General features: G+C 45.5%; 20 protein-coding genes and 1 riboswitch. Of the genes, 7 read left to right on the top strand and 13 right to left on the bottom strand.

The annotated features are described in order from the left end of the window. Positions 1 to 16: 16 nt before the first annotated feature. The 3 genes from cysW to NYE35_RS02545 all read right to left on the bottom strand — a co-directional run bounded on the left by cysW (position 17) and on the right by NYE35_RS02545 (position 3,076). Positions 17 to 880 carry a sulfate ABC transporter permease subunit CysW gene (cysW, locus tag NYE35_RS02555; protein WP_036682641.1) on the bottom strand — a complete coding sequence of 288 codons (864 nt, stop codon included), beginning with the start codon at positions 878 to 880 and terminating at the stop codon, positions 17 to 19. A 126-nt stretch (positions 881 to 1,006) separates the two neighbouring features. Next, on the bottom strand, positions 1,007 to 1,855 hold the full coding sequence (gene cysT, locus NYE35_RS02550; protein ID WP_076101316.1) for a sulfate ABC transporter permease subunit CysT: 849 nt from the start codon (positions 1,853 to 1,855) through the stop codon (positions 1,007 to 1,009). A gap of 93 nt (positions 1,856 to 1,948) precedes the next feature. Next, a complete protein-coding gene (locus NYE35_RS02545) occupies positions 1,949 to 3,076 on the bottom strand; it encodes a sulfate ABC transporter substrate-binding protein (RefSeq protein WP_076101315.1) in 1,128 nt (375 codons plus the stop codon). Between the two features lie 387 nt (positions 3,077 to 3,463). Here NYE35_RS02545 and NYE35_RS02540 point away from each other — a divergent pair, with 387 nt between their 5' ends. Then, positions 3,464 to 5,731 (top strand): alpha/beta hydrolase family protein, encoded by a 2,268-nt coding sequence (locus NYE35_RS02540; protein WP_176462589.1) that lies wholly within the window; start codon positions 3,464 to 3,466, stop codon positions 5,729 to 5,731. A 129-nt stretch (positions 5,732 to 5,860) separates the two neighbouring features. Here NYE35_RS02540 and NYE35_RS02535 read toward each other — a convergent pair whose 3' ends face one another. Further along, positions 5,861 to 6,910: a lactonase family protein gene (locus tag NYE35_RS02535; RefSeq protein WP_038568464.1), complete on the bottom strand. Its 1,050-nt coding sequence runs from the start codon at positions 6,908 to 6,910 to the stop codon at positions 5,861 to 5,863. A 249-nt stretch (positions 6,911 to 7,159) separates the two neighbouring features. Here NYE35_RS02535 and NYE35_RS02530 point away from each other — a divergent pair, with 249 nt between their 5' ends. From NYE35_RS02530 to NYE35_RS02520, 3 genes are all read left to right on the top strand, one after another. Continuing rightward, complete coding sequence (locus NYE35_RS02530; protein ID WP_036682650.1) at positions 7,160 to 7,420, top strand: GlsB/YeaQ/YmgE family stress response membrane protein; 261 nt, start codon at positions 7,160 to 7,162, stop codon at positions 7,418 to 7,420. A 207-nt stretch (positions 7,421 to 7,627) separates the two neighbouring features. Beyond that, on the top strand, positions 7,628 to 8,128 hold the full coding sequence (locus NYE35_RS02525; protein ID WP_036682651.1) for a CcdC family protein: 501 nt from the start codon (positions 7,628 to 7,630) through the stop codon (positions 8,126 to 8,128). 402 nt (positions 8,129 to 8,530) lie between these two features. Beyond that, positions 8,531 to 9,493, top strand: a complete 963-nt coding sequence (locus NYE35_RS02520; protein ID WP_036682652.1) for an L-lactate dehydrogenase — start codon at positions 8,531 to 8,533, stop codon at positions 9,491 to 9,493. Positions 9,494 to 9,602: 109 nt separating this feature from the next. Here the strand turns inward: NYE35_RS02520 and NYE35_RS02515 are convergent, their stop codons facing one another. Both NYE35_RS02515 and NYE35_RS02510 read right to left on the bottom strand, forming a co-directional pair. Continuing rightward, complete coding sequence (locus NYE35_RS02515) at positions 9,603 to 11,645, bottom strand: methyl-accepting chemotaxis protein (protein ID WP_235219477.1); 2,043 nt, start codon at positions 11,643 to 11,645, stop codon at positions 9,603 to 9,605. Between the two features lie 180 nt (positions 11,646 to 11,825). Next, positions 11,826 to 14,069, bottom strand: coding sequence for a heavy metal translocating P-type ATPase (locus tag NYE35_RS02510; RefSeq protein WP_094902069.1), 2,244 nt, complete (start codon positions 14,067 to 14,069; stop codon positions 11,826 to 11,828). Positions 14,070 to 14,333: 264 nt separating this feature from the next. Between NYE35_RS02510 and NYE35_RS02505 the strand changes: the two genes are divergently transcribed. After that, positions 14,334 to 15,095: a CPBP family intramembrane glutamic endopeptidase gene (locus tag NYE35_RS02505; RefSeq protein ID WP_036682655.1), complete on the top strand. Its 762-nt coding sequence runs from the start codon at positions 14,334 to 14,336 to the stop codon at positions 15,093 to 15,095. Between the two features lie 363 nt (positions 15,096 to 15,458). Here NYE35_RS02505 and NYE35_RS02500 read toward each other — a convergent pair whose 3' ends face one another. The 7 genes from NYE35_RS02500 to NYE35_RS02470 all read right to left on the bottom strand — a co-directional run bounded on the left by NYE35_RS02500 (position 15,459) and on the right by NYE35_RS02470 (position 20,993). Then, complete coding sequence (locus NYE35_RS02500) at positions 15,459 to 15,824, bottom strand: ArsR/SmtB family transcription factor (protein WP_036682656.1); 366 nt, start codon at positions 15,822 to 15,824, stop codon at positions 15,459 to 15,461. Between the two features lie 100 nt (positions 15,825 to 15,924). After that, complete coding sequence (locus NYE35_RS02495; protein ID WP_036682657.1) at positions 15,925 to 16,659, bottom strand: ABC transporter permease; 735 nt, start codon at positions 16,657 to 16,659, stop codon at positions 15,925 to 15,927. A gap of 1 nt (position 16,660) precedes the next feature. Next, entirely contained in the window at positions 16,661 to 17,377 is a 717-nt protein-coding gene (locus NYE35_RS02490) for an ABC transporter permease (RefSeq protein ID WP_036682659.1), read from the bottom strand. Next, complete coding sequence (locus tag NYE35_RS02485; protein ID WP_036682661.1) at positions 17,374 to 18,285, bottom strand: ABC transporter ATP-binding protein; 912 nt, start codon at positions 18,283 to 18,285, stop codon at positions 17,374 to 17,376. The genes NYE35_RS02490 and NYE35_RS02485 overlap by 4 nt, the downstream gene beginning before the upstream one ends. A 70-nt stretch (positions 18,286 to 18,355) precedes the next feature. Continuing rightward, the gene (locus tag NYE35_RS02480; protein ID WP_076103828.1) at positions 18,356 to 19,783 is read right to left on the bottom strand and encodes a HAMP domain-containing sensor histidine kinase; all 1,428 of its coding nucleotides are present in this window, start codon (positions 19,781 to 19,783) and stop codon (positions 18,356 to 18,358) included. Continuing rightward, positions 19,780 to 20,454 (bottom strand): response regulator transcription factor, encoded by a 675-nt coding sequence (locus tag NYE35_RS02475; RefSeq protein ID WP_036682664.1) that lies wholly within the window; start codon positions 20,452 to 20,454, stop codon positions 19,780 to 19,782. Before NYE35_RS02475 ends, NYE35_RS02480 begins: the two co-directional genes overlap by 4 nt. A gap of 119 nt (positions 20,455 to 20,573) precedes the next feature. After that, entirely contained in the window at positions 20,574 to 20,993 is a 420-nt protein-coding gene (locus NYE35_RS02470) for a pyridoxamine 5'-phosphate oxidase family protein (RefSeq protein ID WP_036682665.1), read from the bottom strand. 160 nt (positions 20,994 to 21,153) lie between these two features. Between NYE35_RS02470 and NYE35_RS02465 the strand changes: the two genes are divergently transcribed. Together NYE35_RS02465 and NYE35_RS02460 are read left to right on the top strand one after the other, a co-directional pair. Beyond that, positions 21,154 to 22,374 carry an MFS transporter gene (locus NYE35_RS02465; protein WP_094902071.1) on the top strand — a complete coding sequence of 407 codons (1,221 nt, stop codon included), beginning with the start codon at positions 21,154 to 21,156 and terminating at the stop codon, positions 22,372 to 22,374. Positions 22,375 to 22,446: 72 nt separating this feature from the next. Beyond that, on the top strand, positions 22,447 to 23,910 hold the full coding sequence (locus NYE35_RS02460; protein ID WP_051491254.1) for a hypothetical protein: 1,464 nt from the start codon (positions 22,447 to 22,449) through the stop codon (positions 23,908 to 23,910). A gap of 158 nt (positions 23,911 to 24,068) precedes the next feature. Continuing rightward, a riboswitch (TPP riboswitch) is annotated at positions 24,069 to 24,179 on the top strand. The last annotated feature ends 14 nt before the right edge of the window (positions 24,180 to 24,193 follow it).

Below are 24,193 nucleotides of genomic sequence, written 5' to 3'. Positions count from 1 at the left end.
GGAACTAAAAGTCATGTCAATGGGCATTTTTTCGCGACAACCAGCTTTTAATAATCATCGTTACCAAAGCCAATAACAGGAGCAAAGAAGCTACTGCAAAAGATGCTGAAAATTGATATTCGTTGTACAAAATCTCAACATGCAGCGGCAGCGTATTCGTCTCCCCACGTATGTGCCCGGACACCACAGAAACCGCACCAAACTCACCCATGGCCCGCGCATTACACAAAATAATGCCGTATAGTAATCCCCATTTAATATTAGGCAGTGTGACTCTGAAAAAGATTTGCCACCCATGTGCTCCGAGTGTAATTGCGGCTTCTTCCTCCTGTGTACCCTGATCCTCCATCAGCGGGATTAACTCACGCGCTACAAAAGGAAACGTCACAAACAACGTGGCTAGCACGATACCCGGAAGCGCAAATACAATCTTGATATCATGTGCGCTTAGCCAAGGACCAAACCATCCGTTAGCACCGAAGACGAGCACAAAGATTAGACCGCCGATGACAGGCGAAACTGCAAAAGGGAGATCAATCAAGGTAATTAGAAACCCTTTGCCGCGGAAACGAAACTTGGTTACAGCCCACGCCGCTGTTACACCAAAAAAGGTATTCAGAGGCACCGTTACCGCTGCAACAAGCAGCGTCAATCGCAGCGCTGAGCGGGCATCCGGATCAGTCAGGGCAGCTATATATACATCCCAGCCCTTCTTCAGCGCCTCGGTTAACACAACAACTAATGGCAGAGCAATCAGCCAAAAAAGGACTAGCCCAGCCGCTCCGATCAACACCCATTTTACAATTGGGGTTTCTGTTGTCGCGGACGAGGACGCATTCTTTTGTAGCCGGGGGGTGTAGAGGGGGACGGTACCGGCCAAAATTATTCCTCCTTTAAGGGTTTTACGAAGACAAGATACTTCGAGTATGCAGTATCGACAACAGATACGAATTGTCTCCGAGTAAGTTTGAACATGATCGGATGTCAGCTGTCACGGAGATTACCCTCAACGAGAAGTCTTACGAACCCAGCGCTGAAGTGTATTAATAACAAGTAACATTAAGAAAGAGATGAGGAGCAATAGCAGGGCAACGGCGGTAGCTCCGGCATAATCATATTGCTCCAGTTTAGACATAATAAGCAGCGGAGCAATCTCCGTCCTCATCGGCATGTTACCGGAGATGAATACGACGGAGCCAAATTCACCGATGCCCCGAGCAAAAGCTAGAGCAAAACCTGTTAGCAGTGGCGGGAACAGCTCAGGCAGGACTACTGAGCGAAAGGTTCTCCAGCGGCCTGCGCCAAGGGTTGCCGAAGCTTCCTCCATATCTCTGTCCAAATCCTCCAGCACCGGCTGCACCGTCCGGACAACGAACGGTATGCCGATGAACATCAAAGCCAAGGTAATCCCGAGCGGAGTGAATGCCACCTTTAATCCCAGCGGCTCAAGCCAAGACCCAATCCAGCCATTGCCTGCATAGAGCGCCGTCAAAGAGACACCGGCTACAGCTGTCGGCAAGGCAAACGGGAGATCGATCAGCGCATCAAATATTCTTTTGCCCGGAAATTCATAACGTACCAGTACCCACGCCAGCAAAAGTCCTAGAATTGCATCTACAAAAGCGGCCGCAGCAGCTGTCGACAGGCTCACACGATACGAGGCTAATACCCGCGGGTCCGTAGCTACATCCCAGAATTTCGCCCAGCTCAGACCTGTAGAATTGAACAGCAGCGCCGAAAGTGGCAGTAGAACCACTAGACTCAGGTATAGTACACTGTAGCCCATCGTCAGCCCGAAGCCGGGCAGTATTTTGCGCCGTGTTGCTGCTGGTGTAGCCGTAGTGGTGACATTCATCCCCTATTCATCCTTTCTCGCCTTCGGCCTTTTAGCCGATCAGCCCCTACCGGGACAAATCTCAATGATTACATCCTCCGTTTCATTCATCTGTTATTTGGCACCTGGCACATAAATCTTGTCAAAGATCCCGCCATCATTAAAATGCTTCTCTTGCGTTTCTTTCCAGGTTCCGAATTTGTCAGCCAATGTGAACAGCTTGATTTCCGGGAACTTATCTTTGTATTCTTCTTTCACGCTATCTAATGTAGGACGGTAGTAGTTTTCAGCCGCGATTTTTTGTCCCTCTTCACTATAGAGGTACTTCAAGTACGCCTCGGATACCTCACGCGTGTCTCTTTTATCCACAACCTTATCTACTATAGCTACTGGCGGTTCAGCCAAAATACTCTCCGAAGGATTCACGATATCAAATTTGTCCGGTCCCAGCTCTTCCACAGATAAATAGGCTTCATTCTCCCATGCGATCAGCACATCACCAATTCCACGCTCCACAAACGTTGTCGTAGATCCACGCGCGCCGGTATCCAGCACTGGCACATGCTTGAACAGTTCTTTTACAAATTCCTCAGCCTTAGCCTCATCGTTATTGTTCTGGTCTAGTGCGTAGCCCCAAGCTGCCAAGTAGTTCCAGCGTGCTCCACCTGATGTTTTCGGGTTTGGTGTAATAACCTCTACGCCCTCTTTGAGCAGATCTGGCCAATCCTTGATTCCTTTCGGATTCCCTTTGCGTACAAGGAACACGATAGTCGAGGTGTAAGGCGAGCTATTATGATCGAATTTACTTTGCCAGCCCTCATTGATCAGTCCCTTTTCCTGCAAGGCATCAATATCATAACCAAGTGCTAATGTCACAACATCCGCTTCCAGACCATCAAGCACAGCACGGCTTTGTTTCCCTGATCCACCGTGGGATTGTTTAATGGTGACCTTCTGTCCTGTTTCTTTCTCCCAATAGGCAGCAAAAGCTTTATTATAATTCTCGTACAATTCGCGAGTAGGGTCATATGAGACGTTCAGTAGTTCTACTGGATCTTTAGATGGAGTTTTTGTTGCTTCAGCCGCATTTGTGGCCTCCGCTGAATGGGTTGTTGCTGGTGCGTCTGTTGCCGGACTAGCACTATTGCCGTTATTGTTATTGCTGCCGCAAGCAGCAGTAAGCCCTGCCGTCAGCAACAAGCTAAACCCTACAAGAAGCCCTTTATTCATCTTTTTCTTCATCTCTTCCACTCCCCCATGTTTTTTCGTACCAGACAAACCCTTGGGTAACACAAAAAGAACGGAGGAAAGCCTACGTATGGCAGGTCAAACCGGTCCTAAGACCGTGTCTGCGAGCCTAATGCAGGCGTTCCTCCGTTCGTACGGTAAGAACTTTCTTCAATTATTCCTATCTACTTAGTTGGTTTATATGGATATAATACTGAAACCCTTTAACTGTGTCAAACCTTTTTTTCCAGCCTATGTCAAAGAAAACTCCCACACACCACACCGTACAAGCTATGGGGTCGGTTCCTGTAAGATCCACTTGTTATTGATGCTATAAAGTAATATTATTGCTACAGCTTATGGGTTAAGAGAAAATACCGCTTTATGTCAGGGGAGAGAGTCATGGGTATGGAGTTAGAGTACGTCCCTGCGCCGTTGAAACCACGGCTCCACAGACGTATGGCTCAAGAAATTGGACGAAGAATTAGGGGAACCTACCGTTACGATACAGCAGTTTGGAGAACAGCTATAGCCGGTCTTTGGATAGTATGCTTTTTAGTCTTTAGTACAGCCGTGTTAGGCATTCCTACTGGATTAGGTAAACCTACCGATATCGCTCTTGCTGCAGGTGCAGGCACTGTCCTGCTGGCGATTTCCGGCAATATCTTAGCTGTTCTGCTAGCGTTGACCGGACTGCGTATCCCAAGATTATTTGCAGGCTGTGTATTGAGTGATTTTGGAGCTATTCTACTAATCTTATATTACGCAGATTTTGAGATTGAAGCCGCGGTTGTCATCGCGGTCGTGCTTGCACTGCTAGGGGCATTAGGCGGACTAGCCATCGGCCTGCTCCGCAGCAAAAGAATAACACTAGGGCTTCTGCTAACAGTGGCGGTGACTTTTTCCCCACTTGCGCTGGCAAGCGGAGTACAAGAACTTCCTATTTCAGAGTCGGTCGATATCAACGATACGGAAGTCGTTCCACTGACAGCCTCCGATCCGGGAATACCAGGCAATCTAGCTTATCAGACCTTCACCTATGCCAGTGGTACCGATCTTCATCGTGCCGAATACGGCAAGGATACAAGCTTGATATCCTCTACGGCCGATGCTTCTGCTTATATTAAGGATTGGTCAAAGCTGCGCACTTTATTCTGGGGTTTCGATTATAAGGCACTTCCCCTGAATGGTCGCGTATGGATGCCAGAAGGTGAAGGTCCATATCCAGTAGTGCTGATGGTGCACGGCAATCATATGATGGAAGATTACTCTGATGGCGGGTACGCTTATCTCGGCGAACTATTGGCAAGCCGGGGATTTATCGCGATCTCGCTCGATGAGAATTTCCTGAATTATTCTGCTTGGTCCGGCATTCCGGACAATGATTTTAAAGTACGTACTTGGATCCTACTGAAACATTTAGAGCAGCTAGCAGATTTTTCAGATGATCCGGGCAGTCCTTTTTATCAGAAAATAGATTTCACAAAAACCGCCCTGCTCGGCCATAGCCGCGGAGGACAAGCCGTAGCTATGGCCGCGGATGCCACTCGTTGGTTTAAGGATGATCCGGTGATGGCGGCAGTTAATCGCTTTAATATAACCTCTGTAATCGCGCTTGCACCGACGGACAAAACAATAGATGACCAGCAAGCCCGTCTCAAAGACATCAATTATTTGACCTTGCAGGGAGCCCGCGATGGAGATGTACATGATTTCTATGGTGATCGGCAGTATATACGCACTTCCTATTCCCAAGGATCATCTGCTTTCAAAAGCTCGCTGTATATTGCGGATGCCAATCACAGTCAATTCAACAGCGATTGGGGCGGGTATGATCAGACCTTGCCAGCTGGACTCTTTTTAAATCGGACACAAATCATGGATGCAGACAAACAACGGCAAATCGCCAAGGTCTATGTATCAGCTTTCTTAGAGACCACCTTGCATAAAAAAGAGGAATACCAAAGCTTGTTCCGGGATTATCGCAGCGGGCTGAAGTGGTTACCAGATACCGCCTACTACAATAGATTCCAAAGCGGGGGATATCGTCCTGTAGCCACATTTGACGATGACCGTAACAAAAACACTGTAGAACTGGGAACAGCAGCAGCATCGGGTATTTCTTGGTCAGAAGAGTTAGCTAAAGACCGGGAGTCGAAAAGCAAAGCCACCTATGGTGTTGTCCTTGAACGCACAGCCAGCAAAAACGAAGAAGCTTATTACAACATTAAGCTTAACGACAGTGTCCGTACTGAAACTGCTCTTTTAGGGGCAGATGGCCTTACGTTCTCCATGGCAAATCTGAATGACGACATGAATGAAGAAATGGATGTTCCACAACCTCCAAAGGTTGAGGTGGAGTTAACTGACCATAACGATACCTCAGCACGCTTGACGCTGGATGAAGTAATGGACATACTGCCACTTCCACAAACTCAGTTCACGTTATTCCCATGGCTTGAAGAGCGGATAAACGATGGCAAATACGGCGACCTTTCCGAAGCTGTATTTCAAACCTACGAGATGCCGTTCGAACAATTTCAGGAGGAAGAACCAGAGCTGGATCCTGACAACCTGACGGAAATCACCTTCTATCTTGAAGAAGAAGGCGACCGGATCATGCTTGATGACATCGGTTTTTACGATTTAGGTATCAGAAATACATTTTAACAATCACTTGCTATTATCCTTAGGTCTTCATTTGCAAAATAGGGCTATTCCCAACCTCCACTCACGAAAAAATGAATGGATTACGGGAATAGCCCTTATTTTTACGACATACAATAACCTAGTCTCAGCCTACAACGCTTGCACACAAACAGGTGACTTCATTTCCAATTCATTTCCTGTAGGGATTAATCTGCCACTCTCACTATCGATGGAGAACGAGGTAATATTATCACTATTCTGATTAGCAGCAAGCAGCTTATCCCCAATAATTGCAAAGTTACGCGGAGTACGCCCGCCGGTAACCTGCCAATCCACCGCTTCAAGCAGACCCGTTAATTCATCGATATGGAACAGGGCGATACTGTCTTGTCCGCGATTGGAGACATACAGGAATCTGCCACAAGGGGAGACATGAATATCGGAAGCTGTATCGTCACTACCAGCAGTATAATTATCAGGAAGCGTGCTAAGATGCTGTAAAATATTTAGATTTGCATCCTGTTCATCATTAGCAAATGCCGTTACTGTACAATTCAGTTCATTCGCCAGGTAGATCCATTGTCCAGAGGGATGCACCGCCAGATGACGCGGACCTGAACCAGGTGGCAGATTAAGCTCACGATGTTTTACCAGTTTGCCCTCTTCAGGGCGATAGATCACAATTTGATCCAGTCCCAAATCGCACACCAGCACATGTCTACCACTTGCGTCCGGAATGACAGAGTGCGGATGCGGAGCCTCCTGACGGTCTTCACGAATGCCTGAACCCACATGTTTTACTTGGTCGGACATTTCTTGAAGCGAACCATCTTCATTTACAGGAAAAGCATTAACATTGCCTCCCGAGTAATTGGAGACGAATATGTAATCTTCCTTAGGACTAATGGAGACATAACAAGGAGCGCCGCCTTCCGTAGAACGACTTCCAAGTGATTGCAACGCTTTAGTTGCGGGATCAATTGCATATGCGTAAACCTCACCTTGATCCTTCTCACTAACTGCATACAACACGCTGCCTGCACTATTCACAGCTAAAAACGATGGGTTCTCAATTCCCTCGGTACCCTCAAGAATTCTCATTTCCCCCGATAAAAGACTAAGCGCACATAACTGAATCGCCTTCTCATTCTCAGAGTTATACGTTCCTACATAAAACAATGCCTCATTAGCCCGTTCCATAATAGTGGCTCCTTTATCTTTATGTATTGTATTACTTCTTACTTACCCTTTACTAATAGGGGTTTACTCATAATTTTATAATATTTTTTCACTATAGCATGTTTATAGTTGTAATACATTATCGAAACTGCATTTAGAGCCTACTCCCTAACTATTCCGGAAGAAGTAAGTTTTTCCATGTGGTTTAAAGATGGTCACAAAGGTTAATAGTAGACATCGCAAACAACAAAACGAAGGAGTTGAAGTAACATGAGTTTTCTATGGATGTTAATCGTTGGTGGGGTTATTGGTTGGTTGGCTGGTCTGATTATGGGCAGAGATATTCCTGGTGGTGTTATCGGTAATATCATCGCTGGTATTATCGGTTCATGGCTCGGTGGCGTGCTTCTGGGAAGCTGGGGACCTAAAGTAAGTGATTTCTACTTCTTCCCTTCTTTGATCGGTGCGGTTGTGCTGATCTTTATCGTGAGCCTTATTCTTCGCTCGACAAGTGGACGCAGCCGTTCGTAAGTCTGGGCTGAGATAATAATATTCACATCAATAAATCCTCGTCAGAGTATGCTCTGGCGGGGATTTTTGTATGTATCGCTCCTTTAAGAAATAATTCCTAAGCTGGAATTGTAGCGGGTATGGAGCCAATACACTTCAATGTTTTGCCATCGTTTTTCTGTTATAATGAAGATACAAGTGACTGAAATCATAGAGAGGTCGTGTATCATGGGTAACATAAACCCCTCGCTTCTACATATTGGCTCTACATTAGGGGCTTTGTTCATGGCGCTGATGGTTATTTTCATTCGTCTAAAAGCAAGCGCACGTCCGGTTACCATTCGAAAAATATGGATTCCACCTCTCGGTATGTCGACGGGTTTTGCCATGTTTGTAGCACCTGCGGTCAGGTTCCCATTATGGTGGGCGGCAGTCGCCTTTCTGATTGGCTGGTTCATCTTCGCGTATCCTCTTATACGCAGCACCCATTTTGAACAACGTGATGGACAAATTTATGCTCAACGCTCCAAGAGCTTTGCGTTTATCCTGCTCGGACTTCTTCTAGTCCGCACTTTACTCCATGAATTTATTAACCGTTATGTGTCTATCCCACAGTCCGGTGGTTTGTTCTTTATTTTAGCCTTCGGCATGATTGTTCATTGGAGATTTTTTATGTTCAAGCGTTATAAGGCTATGACTTCCTCGGGGAGTCTGCTGCCCCAGCCATGATTGTCAACAATGATCCTAAGAAGCCATCTCAGGGTGCTTACCCGATATCCTTGAGATGACTTCTTACCTCTTGTAACTCAAGCTTATGTTATATCCTCTGCTTTTTTCTACTTTTCACCCTTTTCTGACATCAATTAGCCATCCTCTTATTACATCCTCTTTTAGTACTTTACATACACTATAGGGATAGATCACCTAAAATATCTAACGCATTATGTCACCTATTCAGCATTAAAAAGAAAAAATATACTCTTTGTAAGTCCGATGTCAGGTAACCTGCGAAGGGATACGTTAAACTATAAGCATACCTAACGATAAGCTTCCAAAAGACCTTAATGCTGAAATAAATATCATTTGGAAACCTATACTGCGTATAACTTTTAGAGAGTGAGGACAAGGCAATTGAAAAGTAAATCGAGAAAAGTAGCCATCGTCGGGGCCGGAATGGTGGGTTCAAGCTGTGCTTACTCCATGGTTAATCAGGCCATTTGTGACGAGATAATGATGATCGACCGCACCTATGATCGGGCTATGGCACAAGCACTTGATCTCTCGCACTGTATGGATTTCACAAGCACACGCACAAAGGTATATGCCGGAACCTATAGCGATTGTGCAAAGATGGATGTAGTTATCTTAACCGCTGGTGCTAATCCAACAGCCGGGCAGACCCGACTTGACGTATTGGAAGCCTCTGCTGTTATTACTAGAGAAATCATTACCAACATCATGGCTGGGGGATTTGATGGAATATTCGTAGTCGCCGCTAATCCGGTCGATATTGTCACTTATATGGTCTGGAAAATATCAGGTCTGCCTCGCCACAGAATTATCGGTACCGGAACCTCCATTGACTCGTCGCGCCTAAAAACACTGCTCTCCGATGTGTTCTCCATTGACCCGCGTAGTGTTAATGGCTACGCGTTAGGTGAACATGGCGAATCTCAATTTGTAGCTTGGTCCCATGTGACAATTGGCGGCAAGCCTATTCTACAAATTTTGGATCAGCATCGCGAGCGGTTCCCGCATCTGGATCTGGAGGATATCTCCCGCAAGACAAAAGATGCCGGCTGGGAAATTTTCACCCGTAAAGGCTCCACACATTTCGGGATTGGCAGCGCACTTGCCTACATTACCCGTTCGATCCTGAATGATGAGCACAAAATTATCGCCGTATCCGCCATTCTGGATGGAGAATACGGACATAGTGGTGTATGCACGGGTGTGCCCGCCATTATAGGCAACACTGGGATTCAAGAGCTGCTGGAGCTTAATTTAAATACAGAGGAAACCCAGAAATTGAACAACTCCTGCAATATTGTACGTGCAGGCATCGAGAGTCTACAGCTGGAAGAAAGCATTTAATCTCATAAAGAACAAAAAAAATCGCTACTTTGGGAATTGGTGAAATAAGCCCACCAGCTCCCAAAGAGCGATTTTTTGTATTATAAGGAGATGAATCTCAGTTTATCTCCTACTTTTTAAACTTCTCGATTTCTTCTTTCAGCACAGACATCACTTCATTAAGTGATTCCGCCGAGGACACGACATCCTTCATAATCTCCGTCTGCTCCGCTGAAGCTAATGAGACCGCCTGAGCATTCTCAGCAGATTCTTTAGCTATTCCGAGCATATCGGATATAGAAGCCGTTATTTCTTCTGTGCCAGCTGACATCTCTTCATTAATTGCTGACACATCCTGTATTTGCGACGATACTTCACGGATCGAAGAACGGATATGATCAAAGGAAACACCGACGTTTTGCATTTTTCCCATTCCATCGCCAATTTCCTCAATACTCTTCTTCATGGAATCCGCTGCACTTGTTGTCGAAGACTGAATGCCGCCGATCAGCTCCACTATACTAATGATGGAACTGTTCGTCCGCTCCGCTAACTTCTTCACCTCATTCGCAACTACCCCGAAGCCACGGCCATGTTCCCCAGCTCTGGCAGCCTCAATAGAAGCATTTAAAGATAATAAGCTTGTCTGATTGGATATCTCAGAAATTACATCCACAATTTGTCCGATCTGTTCCGATTGCTCACTTAATTTACCAATCATCTCGGCTGTCTGATTAGCTGTGGAACTGATAACAGCCATCTGTTGCAGTGTAGATTGGATTTCCAAATAGCCACTCTCTACTTCTGAGTTGACCGTCTCAGCCTGATCTGATACCGCTGCAGAGGACTCAGCAATACGTTGCAAACCTACGGCCATCTCTTCCGTTGCTCTTGCCGATTGCTCCGAGCCTCTGAATTGCTCTTCCATTCCTTGAGCCACTTCTTGGATAACTGTTGCTACCTCTGCTGAAGTATAAGACGACCGTTGAGCCGATTTCAGCATTCCTTCTGAGGAATAAGAAACCTCCACTACCGTTGTATCAATCTTGTTGACAATACCGGAGAGTGTCTCAATCATATCATTGATATTTTGACTCATCTCGCCGATTTCATCTCCGGATTGCACTTTAACCCTCTCATTCAGATGACCCTCTGCCACCTTTTTCATAGTGGAGGAAATAGCTTTAATGGGTCTAACGATAAGGCGAGTAAGGTAGAGAGAAACAAAAATTATGACGAGTATAACTGCCAATAAGATGAACATTGCTGTTCTTTGTGCAGAGGTCACTTTGGCAAAAACCTCTTTCTCCGGTACTGTTACAAGAAGCTTCAGGTCAGTATCTGGAATGGTCTTAAAGTATGTAATGACTTTCTTACCATCTTCGCCCTTATAAGTTTCGGACCCCTCTTTGTTGCTCAAAATCTTGTCAACGACCTTCTGAAGAGCCGGCTCTTTAGCGTAATCGGTAATTTTTTTGCCCATACGACTGACGTCTGGATAAGTATAATACATGCCATCATTTGAGATTACGTATCCAAATCCGGTATCCGCCATAGTAATTTCATTACTCATTTGGGCAAGAACTTCAGGAGTAATCGAGAAGACAATACCTCCCATAAATTGCTTATCCTTATCCATGACAGGAACTACGATCGGAATGATATATTTATCAAGCTGCTCCAGATAGGACATTTCCCCCAACACAGGCGCATGTGTTTCTTTCGCTTTCAAGAAATAGCTCGCATCTGCTACACTTGCGGTCATGTTCATCATATTAGTTAACTGGCCGTCTTTACTGATGACACTGTAACCTTCTGTCTCACTGTCACTTTCCTCCAGCACTTCTATCACAGGGAAGATACTCGCTGGATTCGTAAAATCGAACTCAGGATGCTGGGACACCAGATCCTTTACGGACGAGGTTTTGTTGGATAGCCACTCATCCATCCGGAATGTGTTCGTATTAATGGTGTCCTGCGCCATTTGCTCACTGTCTGTGCGTGTGACATTGCCGAAATAATCAAGTAAAAATATGGTCGCTACCATGAGCGGCACGATTGCAATAGCTAATATAACAGATGACCACTTAAGTTGAATTGACGTCGCTTTTCTCTTCGTTACATTTTTTCTCATTTTTTTCATCTTGTTTCCTTTCATTTCATTTTCATTCACGATGAAATAGCCTCCTCACTCCATTTGTTATAATGTCTCCTGATGTGGATATATCTTCTATATCGGCAAAAAAAGACAAATTCTTTGCTGGCAAATAAAAAAAATAAGCCCTAAGACCCCTAAAACTGGAATCCTAAAGCTCACTTTTGTTGAAATCATTTATTTAAACACCAAAGATACTTAACCCTCGTCTTGCACTTTTAAAGCTCGAATACTGTTCAGTACGGCTAGTACGGTTACCCCTACATCTGAGAATACAGCCTCCCACATCGTGGCAATCCCGAATGCACCGAGCAGAAGGAATATAGCTTTTACACCTAAAGCAAAAATAATATTTTGCCATACGATGGTCCGTGTACGCTTGGCAATTCCGATAGCTACAGCAATCTTCGAAGGTTCATCGGTCATAATTACAATATCCGCTGCTTCAATGGCAGCGTCGGAACCGAGTCCCCCCATAGCGATCCCGACATCGGCTCTAGCCAGTACAGGAGTATCATTAATTCCGTCTCCGACAAAAATAATCTTCTCGCGTGGAGACTTTTCACGATCCAGCTTCTCGATGGCCTCTACCTTATGCTGTGGTAAAAGCTCTGCGTGTACCTCATCTACCCCTAACTGCTTCCCTACATCTTCAGCTACGGCGGAAGCATCACCTGTCAGCATCACCGTCTTGCGTATACCAAGCTTTTTGAGGCGCTGAATGGCCTGCAGTGAGTCCTCCTTCACTTCATCGGCGATCACCAGATAACCCCCGTATTGATGATCTACCGCAATGTGAACAACTGTACCGCTCTGCTCTGGGACCTCATAAGCAATTCCCTCACGCTCCATCAGACGTGCGTTGCCTGCAAATACGGTCTTGCCTTCGATAGTTACTTCGATACCATGACCAGAGATTTCATTGTAATTCGTGATAGCTTCCTTAGAAATCTGTTCACCATAAGCCGTCCGAATCGACTCAGCGATCGGGTGATTGGAATGGCTCTCCGCATAAGCGGCTGTCCGCAGTAATTCATCCTTAGATTTGCCACCCGACGGATAAATCCCCGTCACCTTAAACTGTCCCTTGGTCAACGTTCCCGTTTTATCAAAGACAACTACCTTCACATCATTTAGGGCTTCCAGGTAGTTGCTTCCCTTAATCAGAATACCGCTGCGTGAAGCTGCACCAATCCCTCCGAAGAATCCCAGTGGAATCGAGACCACAAGCGCACAAGGACAAGAGATTACGAGGAATACAAGTGCTCGGTAAATCCAATCCGAAAAAGTCGCACCACTGATCAGCAGTGGAGGAACGACGGCCAGCAGAACTGCTGTGATCACTACTACAGGTGTGTAGGCACGTGCAAATTTAGTAATAAAGTTCTCGGTTTTAGCTTTGTTGCTTGATGCATTCTGCACTAGCTCCAGTATTTTGGATACGGCCGATTCTCCAAAGGTCTGAGTAACTTGCACAGTAATTACGCCGTTCCGGTTAATAAAACCACTTAACACCGCACTTCCTGGACCAGCTGATCGTGGTACCGACTCTCCAGTAAGTGCAGATGTGTCCATCATGGCGTTACCTTCAAGTATAGTTCCGTCAAGGGGTACCTTCTCACCGGGTTTAACAACAATCAAATCTGCGATGGCTACTTCCTCAGGTGAGACCTTCTTCAGATCATTTCCAAGCTTGAGATAGGCAAACTCGGGGCGAATATCCATAAGTGCCGTAATAGATCGGCGTGAACGATTCACAGCCAGACCTTGGAACAGTTCTCCAATCTGGTAAAACAGCATTACTGCCACGCCCTCTGGATACTCACCAATCGCAAATGCACCGATAGTTGCCAGAGCCATCAGGAAATTCTCATCAAACACCTGGCCACGGATGATGTTCTTAACCGCCTGCCAGACAACTTCACCACCCACGATAAGATAGGCTGCCAAAAAGATCAGCAATTCAACTACTCCATCCACGGGCAGGAATATCCCAGCTAGAGCAAGAATTCCACCAGCGCCTAACCGCAGCAATATTTTGCGTGTGTCGCCTTCCCCATGCTCATGTGTATGACCATGACCTTCAGCATCCTCATGATCATGATGATGTCCATCAGCTTGATGGCCGTGCTCATGACCATGCTCGTGAGCATGCGTATGTTCATGAGCACCGCTATTGCGCGCCTTGTGATTTCCCCCAACCTTCTCTTTCACATTTACGTTGGGCTCGAGTGCCTTCACCGTTTTCTTCGCTTCTACAATCGCTGATTCCTCATACCCTGCGGCGGTTTCCAACGTCATTGTTTTTGTTACAAAGTTAACGGAACAAGACGATACACCTTCAATCTTCTTCACCTTATCTTCAATTTTCATCGCGCAATTGGCGCAATCCAAACCTTCTAATTCCCACTGACGTTTTAATTTTCCTTGCATTGTATCCATACGGCACATCTCCTCAAATAAAAACCATATATGAGCACTTGTTCATATGTTATCTTAGCCCTATTATATTCCCTTTATATTTCAAGGTCAATACGCGATATACACCATTTTTCTACATTATCTTAAAAATTAAATCAATTGACCTTTACGTGAAAATATGTAAAATCATGTATGACCGAAAGTAAGTTTCTTACATACGAATGACCCCATTATCAATGAAGCTCGATGGGCAAATGATTTACACAGAAGGGATGAATTTAGAACATGTCAAAGCTAGCCAAAACGTCTTCTTTTTCACAGAAACACCCCATTTGGAGCGTAGTTATTATCGAGGTGTTATTACTTGTAGCCGTAACTGCCGCCGGGGCTTACGCAACCATTAAGGAACTTGCGTACAACGCCCCTGTACTTATCTCCTTCATCCCAATCGCGCTTGTACTCATCATCTACTTTACAGTTAAGCGCAAATGGAGCACGCTCGGCTTCCGACCTCTAAACACCATATCCTCGGGCAACTGGATCTATTATGCCCCACTAGTAGTGGTCCTGATTACCATATCCTTTAAGGGTTTTCGTGAGATCAGCGCATCCGAGGTACTGTTCTTTATTTTTTTCACCCTGCTGGTCGCTTTTGTGGAGGAAAGCATCTATCGCGGTTTGATTTTTAAGACCTTGCTTCCTAAAGGGGCTAAAACAGCAGTGATCACTTCAAGCATTCTCTTCTCTATTACCCACTTACTTAATGCATTATCCGGCACAGATATCACACAAATTCTTCTACAACTCGTATATGCGCTTCTGATCGGTTTTGCGCTAGCCTTGCTGATGCTAAAAAATAATAATATTCTTCCGCTAATATCCTTTCATTTTATACATAATTTAATTCAGTTTGTGGGCAATGATAATACGAGTGAATACATGGGAATCGATCTATTTATCCTGCTAGTGCTCGCAGTGCAATGTGTCTGGCTAGTGTTGTCCTTTAGAAAACCAAACCTAACGAAGAACCTAAATCAAGCCAGTTAATAAGCTAACCCTTGCTTCAAAATACAAAGCTTCAGTTGATTCAACTTGGTTTCATTAGAGCAATATTTGTCGCAACCCACACAGCTAACGGACCCAGTTGACCCTAAAAGCAGTATTATCCCCGGTTTAGCATAATATCGGACCCCATAGGCGCTATTGGCATGAAAAAGAGCAAAACAAGACCTCTTTCTAAGGAATAACTGCACTGAGGTCCGCAACTCTGCTCAAAAAGAGTTAATTTTGCAAATAAGGTCAACTGGGTCCGTAAGCCGTAGCGGATGATCAGGACTCGTCGGCATAATAAAAAGAGGGACTCCCAAAAGCCATCCAATGGCTGCTGGGAGTCCCCCTTTTTGCAACTAGCTATTCGTGTCGGACATGCTCGTGGGTCTGTAAAAAGATCTGCTCCACATGCGCATCGTTCAGCGAATAGAATACCGTTTTCCCCTCTTTACGGCGCTTCACGATCCGTAGATTCCGTAAATAACGGAGCTGATGGGATATCGCAGATTGGCCCATATCAAGGATCACGGACAAATCATGTACACATAATTCTTGCTGGGACAAAGCGTAAATGAGCCGCACTCGTGTTGGATCACCCAACGCTTTGAACATTTCTGCCATTTTATCAGTAATCCCACGGTCTGGCAGGATCAATGCAATGGATTCCGGTTCAAGCTCTGAACCCTTGCATGTATTGTCGCAATCTTCTAATGCCGTTGGCTCCATGCTCTCGCCCTCCTCCATCTTAGCTAATTATATTCTTTAATTATAAGAAAAACAGCACGGGATGTCCATTGAGGAGGAGTTTATAGCCTCTGATTATGAATTAGACTGCTTTACGATAAAAGGAGATTAGTCCTGCGGCAAAAAAGACAATCAAGCTCCCTCCCACTATCATCATCAGTGTCTCTAAAGGCAGATTAAAGGCACCAAATCCGTCATCACCATAAGGACTCATGGCTAACATCGGCTGTACCCAAGGATAATAGGGGCCGTAGGTTGAAGAATTAGCGATCAGTATATTGGGAATGGTCAGACTCACATTCAGCGCCAGCGGTGCGCCGAAGCTGCTCCAGCTTTGCGAGATCGCCAGCTGCAATGCGGCGAGTGGTAGGCAGGCTACAAAGCCGCCAAATACTGATTTTAGCAGCAGCGCCCAAGGGATTGGATCTGGAGCCCCACGGAACAAGCCCATTCCCAGCACCATAACGAGGAACGTTATTTGCACAGCAGCCAGCAATCCGATGATCATCACATATTTTGAGAGATACACCGACAACCGGGTTACAGGCAGAGACAACAATAGCTTCCAGCCACCGTCATGATGCTCATAACGACAGATCAGGGCCGCAAAAATGCCTGAAAGCACAGGCAGAAACAGCAAAGCATGCATCATTGACATCACACTTAACAGCAGCTCCCAAGTCATCTTCTCGCCTTGATTATCCGATAACAATCCGGGAACCAGTGATAAAACCGGACTTCCTATGACTAAAAGCCAAACATATGATTTAGACATTTTTAATCGCTCTGAGGATAATACTCTCCAAAATGACTTCATCTTAATCCACATCCTTTCGAGCGAAATGCACTGCACCCGGCAAAAACACCAGCATTCCCAGCAGCAGACCCGCACCGCTGAACAAGAGGCGATTAGAGGAGTCCCACGCCAAATATGGCCATGTTAAAGGCACCCACTCCGAAAGGAACATGGAGAAAAATGACGTCAAGGATAATGTGATCCCCAGGGCAACCGGCAGTGTCTGATTACGATTAGCCAGGGAAAGCCACAGCTGTAGCGCGATGACCGGCAGAGCCGCAATATAGGACATAAAGCCAATTCTGAGTACATCCACATAAGGAGTAAGATCAGCTTTGAAGCCCAAAATAAGCCCTAAAACAACTATCCCCACTGAGAGCAACAAACAGGAAACTGCCACAAGCAGCAGACAGAGCGTTAGCTTAGCCATAAACACTGAAGTACGGGAGATAGGCAGTGCCAAGAGCTGCTTCCACGAGCTCATCTGATGTTCGACATTTGCAATCAGCGAGCATACTAAAGTGCCTCCCAGAAAAAGAGCTGTGGGCACAAACCCGGACACATTATCCAGTAGTCCTCCCCATAAATCCGCGCTATACTGCTGACGCAGATAATCATAACGAAGGCCAAAGTTAAGGCCCTGCATGGCTACTAGACCAATCGGTCCTAGAAACACTAGAAACCAAATTCCTTTGCCGCGGATTTTAAGCCAATCCGCTGACAACGCCCGCCACATCATGATTCCCCGCCTCCCACAACCTGTAGGAAGAAGTCCTCAAGCGATTGTCTCCGCTCCTCTACACGATAGACAGCGTGCCCATTCTCTACCAAAGCTTTGACTAGCAGCGCTACTCTTGCATCGTTCATTCTTGAAAAAATCAGTTTTTGCTCATGTAGTGTCCCTTCATAGCCCCGGCCTCCAGCGAGACGTAACGCAGACTCTGGTTCCGAAACCGCAAGGCGTATCTCGCCAGCAGCCTGTTGTTGCAGATTAGCTATTGTATCTTGGTACACCATTTGCCCTTGGCGAATAATACCCACGGTATCTGCCATTTGTTCAATTTCACTAAGCAGGTGACTGGATACTACAACCGTAATTCCTTGCTCCTGTGGCAAACGTTTGATAAGCCCACGAATTTCCTGAATCCCTGACGGGTCGAGTCCGTTCGTTGGCTCGTCCAGAATAAGCAGCTCTGGATTCCCTAACAAGGCAGCTGCGATACCAAGTCTCTGCTTCATCCCGAGGGAGAACCCTTTGACCGGACGTCTCTCTTCCCCGGTTAGAGAAACAATATCTAGCACCTCAGCGATTCGTGACTTCGGAACATCCAGAATGCGGCGGATCGCTTCGAGATTGTCCACAGCGCTCAGATGCCCATAATACGAGGGGGATTCGACAAGCGACCCTACCTTCCGTAAAATTTGCAGCTTATTCTTCCGAAGATCCTGGCCGAACACTTCAATTTTTCCAGATGTCGGTGTAATTAGGCCAAGCAGCATACGGATTGTTGTAGTTTTCCCAGCTCCGTTGGGACCCAGAAAACCATAAATCTCACCCTTGCGGATATTTAAATTCAAATTTTCTACCGCAGCCCGGCCACGATATTTTTTCAATAAATCCTTAGTTTTAATCACTGTTTCTTCCATGTTCTTCACCTCGGTATACAGCATAACGTCCCAAGGTTAAGAACAAGGAAGTGCCAAGTTTAAGTTTTGTTTAAATTTCACGACGCGGATCAAAGATTACAATAGAAGTGCCTTCGCCTGTGCTCTCCATAACCCATTCCAGCTCCATATGCTTCATCAAAAGATCGACGATAGACAATCCCAAACCTGCCCCCTTGTAATCGGATGGACTCTGAATGCCTCGACCATGATCCGCAATAATTATGGCACGTTGTTCATTACGTTGCTCCGTTGAGATCCCGACATAATGCCCGCTGCTGGCATGTCGTACAATGTTTTGATACAAATTATCGAGAATACGGCGGAACCAGACCTCATCCACCCTCCAGAATAGCGGTTCGGCTTCCAGGTTAATATCAATGTCGAAGCCCTCTTTTTCCCATACGGGGTACCAAGCAGCCGCACTTTCCCGCAACAAGCGTAAAACATCTTTACGTTCCAGCTTTAAGGTTACCCGTCCACTATTGAGCAGATTGTAAGATAAAAGATTCTCGATCAGGACGCTAAGATCCGCAATACGCTCATCCATAAGCTGTAAGGACTGCTTACCTTTTGAGGTCAGATCCTCTTTGGTCATAACATGGATATGGCTGCGAATGACGGTTAGAGGTGTACGTAAATCGTGAGATAGATTCGAGACTAGACGCTTACGCAACTCTTCCTCTTCTATTTCCCTGCGTCGGCTTTCATCCAGTTTGGTTACCATCGTATTAAAAGCTTCCTCCAGGCGACCGATCTCGTCCAGTTTGCCTGTCACTATAGACTTAGGCATTCTATCCGGGCCTGTAATCATCATCGCGGTTTGCAGTTGCAATAGCCGTTTGCGAATTTTTCTAAAGAACATCCACGAAACCAGAGCGAACCCTCCAAAAAGGGTAAATAACACAAAGTTATACCAAGCCCAAGCCCCTAATCCCCCATAAGCCCCTTTGTTCAGCAGCTCACTTGGAATTTGCATCACTATAAATCCCTTGCCTGCCTCCACCTTGTCCCCCACGAAAGCAACGATGGCTAAAGGATCACGATTCGTACTTTCTTTCATAAATGAAATAGCCTCAGCCGCAGTCCACTGATCAGGAACTTCATGGTAAATCTTATCCGTATCCCCTTCATCAGGTGTGAGAATCAGCTGGGTTTTTCCCTGCCCGTCTACCCAAAACATAGTAGTCTCAGTGTATTTTCGACTCAGTTCATGCAGCCGCTGATTTATGGCTTCCGAAGAAGCATTTTCTAAGTGAAGTGCCTCCTTATGCCACATAGTCTCCAGCGGTGCAATATTCGAATACAGGGATGTATCTACAGGCGGGGCACCTTTAGTCACTTCGTTAACAATATTGTAGCCAACAAAAGACAGCGGAAGGACCACAGGGATAAATAGCAGTGCAGAAACGATAATTAGCAAATACCCTGATAACAAAGAGGAATTGCGTTTCTTGCGAATGCGCTCCAATCCTCTCATGCTCTTACCCGGTATCCGATCCCACGGACAGTTTCGATAATTTCCGGATTACCCGGATCAAGCTCCAGCTTTTCGCGCAAATAACGAATATGTACCATCAGAGTTTTATCCCCTTCGATATAAGCCTCACCCCACACGGCCTCGTAGATCTGCTCCTTCGTCATAATTTGGTTAAGATGACGCAGCAAATAGGAAAAAATCTGAAATTGCTTGCCTGTAAGCATGATTTCTTCCTGAGTCTGAGCATTTATCACGCGGTTATCCCCTTCATATACGACCAGATGTTTAAGTGTGAGCGAATCCTGTACAGATGCCCCATTCCGTCTGAGCAGCACCTCGATTCGAGCGGCCAATTCATCCGGATGAAAAGGCTTGGTCAAGTAATCATCTGCGAATTCCAAACCTTGCAGCTTATCATCAATCGAGGTTCGGGCGGAGAGCATTAAAATGGGCAGCTTAGGGTAGGAACGTTTCAATCGTTGCCCGATCGTAAACCCATCCAGACCAGGAAGCATAACATCGAGAATAGCCAGTTGGCAGGCGCCGGCTTCTTCCATCGCACCTTCGCCGCTCCGTAGCCAGCGGACACTATATCCTCTTTCGCTTAAATCAGCAGACACTACGCTGCCAATCTCACGATCATCTTCAATATATAACAGAGTAACGCTCATGTAGCTTTAGCTCCTCCCCGATATGAATACCTAAAAAGTTGAAGTCATTATAACACATCAAACAGCCCTCCTACCCCATAGGGGATAGGAGGGCTGTTTGATCAATTCAAGGCTATAGCTTATGGCTGCCATACTCCATGCTCTTTATTGCTACCTACATACTCAATACGTGTTGGAGTAAGCTCCAAAATCACATAATTAGGATCATCAGGTCCAGTAAACCATGGCTCCAGCTCTTTATTCCATACCTTGGAGCGCAAGCCTTCATCCTTAGAGACGGTAGCGGTCGCTTCAATCTCCAGCACATCTTTGCTTCCGCCGGCCTCATAGCCAAGCAGTACAAAAGCATTCGGATTATCGGATAGCTCCTCCACTTTATGAGTTTTGCGATTTGTAGCCAAATAAATCTTCAAACCCTCATGGAAAATGGCCATATAACGTACTTTCGGCTTATTTCCTTCTTCGATCGTACCAAAGGAACCGAACTTGTTGTCATCCAATGCTTTAATAATGAGTTGTTCCAGTTGTTTGTTATCCATTACGTAAATCTCTCCCTTCAAGCATGTAAACAAAAGTTTATATATCCAAGCTCACCGTTTGGATTTATCATAACAATGGTGCTTATTATAATGTACCCTTCAGGTTCACATTGAATCCGACCTTACTCCATAAACTACATCAAGATAAGGAGCTTACTTCGTGAAAAAACTGATTTGGATCGGCTGTCTCTCCTACTTCGTTATCGGTCTGGCACATGTTGTGCTGGGATCTATTCTGCCCGTTCTACTGCAACATTATGATCAAAATTACAGTGCTGGCGGTGAATTAATCTTTAGTCAATTCGCTGGTTTTTTAGCAGGCGTGTTGGTCTCTCCCCTACTTAATCGCCGCTTCGGTAAACGTGGAGGCATCCTCATTGCCACCAGTCTTCTAATAGTTGCAGAAGTTGCCTATGCCTTTCTACCGCCTTGGGGCTGGATGTATTTTATCGCTGTTGCCGCAGGTTTTGGTTTCGGGATGATCGAAGCGGTTATCGGCACCATCATTATTGGTGCTGTAACCGAAGGAACGGCTATTGCGATGAGCCGGCTCGAAGTTCTATTCGGGATAGGCGCACTCGTGATGCCGCTTATCGCCAGTCCGCTCATTGCTGCCGGAGCGTGGAGATTGGCCTTTCTAATCGTCGCTGCCTTCTCTTTGATTTCTCTTATCCTCTGGGCAAGAGGACACTTTGGTAATCTACAACGCATGCTGGATGAACGTGCCTCTGTCCAAGGAGCAGACAATTCGCATTCCTCAAGCTCACGTTCTAACAAAAAATTTCCGTATAAAGGTAAGCAATGGATTCTGCTAGGGATCTTCATCGTTTTCTTTTTTCTTTATGTAGGCACAGAGATGAGTTTAGTCAACTTTATGCCGGCTATCTTTATTGCCAAGCTAGGGATGACAGAGTCTGCGGCAGCACTGACAGTCACTTTCTTTTGGCTGGCGATGTCTACAGGAAGATTGTTTGCGGGTGTAATTGCCGAAAAAATATCTTATCGCGCGTACATTCTCAGCAGCTGTTTACTAACCTTGTTACTGCTGACACTCTTTCCGTTCACTGACAATCGAATGACTGCTTTCATTGTAATTCTGCTGCTGGGGCTGTTTATGTCCGGTATTTTCTCCATTGCATTGGTTTTCTCCAGCAAAATGCTGCCTGGCACCGAAGAGTCAACACCCAGCATTATGATTGCTTCCGGAGGCGTTGGTGGTGCTTTGCTACCTCTGTTTACGGGCTGGTCTATGGACCATTTAGAAGTGGCACAAACAGCCGGATTACTTGCCACTTTTGCTGCCTTCTTGTTCCTGCTAAGCATTGCCGCATGGAGATTCCAAGCCAGGCAAGCGGTGGAAGGAAAGAGTTCCAGTATTTAGAATAGTATCAACGTTATCCTTTTAGGGTAATGTGATCTATAAGCATATTCTGAGCACAAGGATGGACAATGAATGAATGAGTCTTTAAATGAGTCTTCAACTGAGCCTTTGTTACATACTGCGCTTATGCAGTTTATATTTCCCTTCTCTATAAAAAAGGGCGATTCTAAGCAGCTTATCCAGCAATTACAGGACGACGGATTCACACGTTTTTTTCTGGATAACAAAGAACTGGAAGCTGCCTATTATGGAGAAGGTTACTGTGTTTCCCATGAACGAATGGAGCGCACCTATTTACCGTTTGCCGCACACGTCCTTTTTCCGCGCAGGAAGGATGCCGACTCGTTTCGCCGTTTTTCCAGAGTAAATAATCTCGACTGCATTCTGGAGATTCCGCAGCAATCTATATTTTTCAAAATTCTCTCGACGGATATATTCATATGTCCCTTTCAGCTTGGATTCGTGACGATACGTGTCCAGCTGGAGGGGGATTCGATTCCCTTTAGTATTGCCCTAGAATTCGCGGATCGTTTCCGTGCGCTAGAGAAAACCTTCATACAGGATGACTACACTTATATTCATTGCGGGGAACAGACCTATGAGATGGTAGAGGATTTTGTCTTCCGAAATTTGGTGGATGGACTGGAGCCATATCTGGATCAATCGGATATCAATGGGGCTTATTTTGAGACCCTTCCTTTTTTCGTAGATGAAAGAATGCAGGTGCAAGCTTTTTACGGCTTTCAGAATGAAGAAGGTTCTGATGAGATTAGTGTAAATCTACGCTATCGCGCCTCACAGCTTGATGGAATTGATCTGAACGGAAAGCCCTATGCCAGTGCAAGCGATCCAGCGTATATTGCAAACTATTGTCATGAGCATTCCTATAATCGCTGGGGCCCAGACACGTATTATATGATGAATGAGCAGACCTTTTGCTGCATGACCCGGGCTGAACAGGAGATTGCTGTAAGTCTAGCCAACCAGATGTATGGGCAATATTATTACGGATTTTTACTCAATATTTTCCACAAAATCGTTCTGCTGAAGCTCGCCAATATGCACTCCCGACTTCGGATTAATCATGATTATGAGGAAATAGACAATCTAATCTATTCCATCAATAAGTTCTCGGCAAAGTTCTACTTCTTGGAGTTGATTTCCCAGTCGCAGGGCCGGGAGATATTTCTTCAGCTGCGTAAAGTATACGGAAACGACGCTTTATTCGAGGAAGTGAAAGAAACCTTAAATGACCTGTTTCAGTATCAGGATAAGTTTCAGTCCAAGCGACGGGATAATCTGCTGATGATTCTCACTGTATTTACGGTAGTAAGCGGGATTTACGGCATGAATCAGGTCATTGACGATCTGGATGGAAAGATTCAATGGAGTAAAATGATTGGATATTCCCCCTTTGAATTTCTTGCCCTCTTCGTGATCATGAGCGGGATTCTGATCAGCGTTGTCCTCACGCTAGGGGCGCTGGTTAGTGAGCTTAAACGGCGTCACCGCAAGAAATATAAAGATCTAGACTAGCAAAAAAGAAACTACTGGATTGGAAAAATTCAGGAGTGCACTACTAGACATTCCGAGTACAGCCGTCTATAATACACCGTATGCGAGAAATATAAGACATTAAGTATAGGTACAAAACTTATGCTTACTTATATTGCACATAGAAATACCCGTTAACTTCATAGAACCAGGGGTGCTGGAATTGGCCGGCTGAGATTGTATCCCACAAGATACTGACCCTTATACCTGATCTGGATAATGCCAGCGTAGGAATCGCCAATTGGTTCTGGTCCCTGTGACCTTG

The sequence above is a fragment of the Paenibacillus sp. FSL L8-0494 genome (assembly GCF_038003695.1).
Taxonomy (GTDB): domain Bacteria; phylum Bacillota; class Bacilli; order Paenibacillales; family Paenibacillaceae; genus Paenibacillus_AQ; species Paenibacillus_AQ odorifer.
The sequence above is the reverse complement of the archived record's forward strand: the minus strand, read 5'-3'. Positions and strand labels throughout refer to the sequence as shown.

What these genes read in the sequence shown, in the direction of transcription:
- cysT (WP_076101316.1), bottom strand. Translation starts at nt 1,855, where the DNA reads ATGAATGTCACCACTACGGCTACACCAGCAGCAACACGGCGCAAAATA.
- NYE35_RS02540 (WP_176462589.1), top strand. Translation starts at nt 3,464, where the DNA reads ATGGGTATGGAGTTAGAGTACGTCCCTGCGCCGTTGAAACCACGGCTC.
- NYE35_RS02490 (WP_036682659.1), bottom strand. Translation starts at nt 17,377, where the DNA reads ATGATGTGGCGGGCGTTGTCAGCGGATTGGCTTAAAATCCGCGGCAAA.
- NYE35_RS02525 (WP_036682651.1), top strand. Translation starts at nt 7,628, where the DNA reads ATGGGTAACATAAACCCCTCGCTTCTACATATTGGCTCTACATTAGGG.
- NYE35_RS02480 (WP_076103828.1), bottom strand. Translation starts at nt 19,783, where the DNA reads ATGAGAGGATTGGAGCGCATTCGCAAGAAACGCAATTCCTCTTTGTTA.
- NYE35_RS02470 (WP_036682665.1), bottom strand. Translation starts at nt 20,993, where the DNA reads ATGGATAACAAACAACTGGAACAACTCATTATTAAAGCATTGGATGAC.
- NYE35_RS02535 (WP_038568464.1), bottom strand. Translation starts at nt 6,910, where the DNA reads ATGGAACGGGCTAATGAGGCATTGTTTTATGTAGGAACGTATAACTCT.
- NYE35_RS02460 (WP_051491254.1), top strand. Translation starts at nt 22,447, where the DNA reads ATGAATGAGTCTTTAAATGAGTCTTCAACTGAGCCTTTGTTACATACT.
- NYE35_RS02485 (WP_036682661.1), bottom strand. Translation starts at nt 18,285, where the DNA reads ATGGAAGAAACAGTGATTAAAACTAAGGATTTATTGAAAAAATATCGT.
- NYE35_RS02475 (WP_036682664.1), bottom strand. Translation starts at nt 20,454, where the DNA reads ATGAGCGTTACTCTGTTATATATTGAAGATGATCGTGAGATTGGCAGC.
- NYE35_RS02505 (WP_036682655.1), top strand. Translation starts at nt 14,334, where the DNA reads ATGTCAAAGCTAGCCAAAACGTCTTCTTTTTCACAGAAACACCCCATT.
- NYE35_RS02510 (WP_094902069.1), bottom strand. Translation starts at nt 14,069, where the DNA reads ATGGATACAATGCAAGGAAAATTAAAACGTCAGTGGGAATTAGAAGGT.
- NYE35_RS02495 (WP_036682657.1), bottom strand. Translation starts at nt 16,659, where the DNA reads ATGAAGTCATTTTGGAGAGTATTATCCTCAGAGCGATTAAAAATGTCT.
- NYE35_RS02545 (WP_076101315.1), bottom strand. Translation starts at nt 3,076, where the DNA reads ATGAAGAAAAAGATGAATAAAGGGCTTCTTGTAGGGTTTAGCTTGTTG.
- NYE35_RS02500 (WP_036682656.1), bottom strand. Translation starts at nt 15,824, where the DNA reads ATGGAGCCAACGGCATTAGAAGATTGCGACAATACATGCAAGGGTTCA.
- NYE35_RS02530 (WP_036682650.1), top strand. Translation starts at nt 7,160, where the DNA reads ATGAGTTTTCTATGGATGTTAATCGTTGGTGGGGTTATTGGTTGGTTG.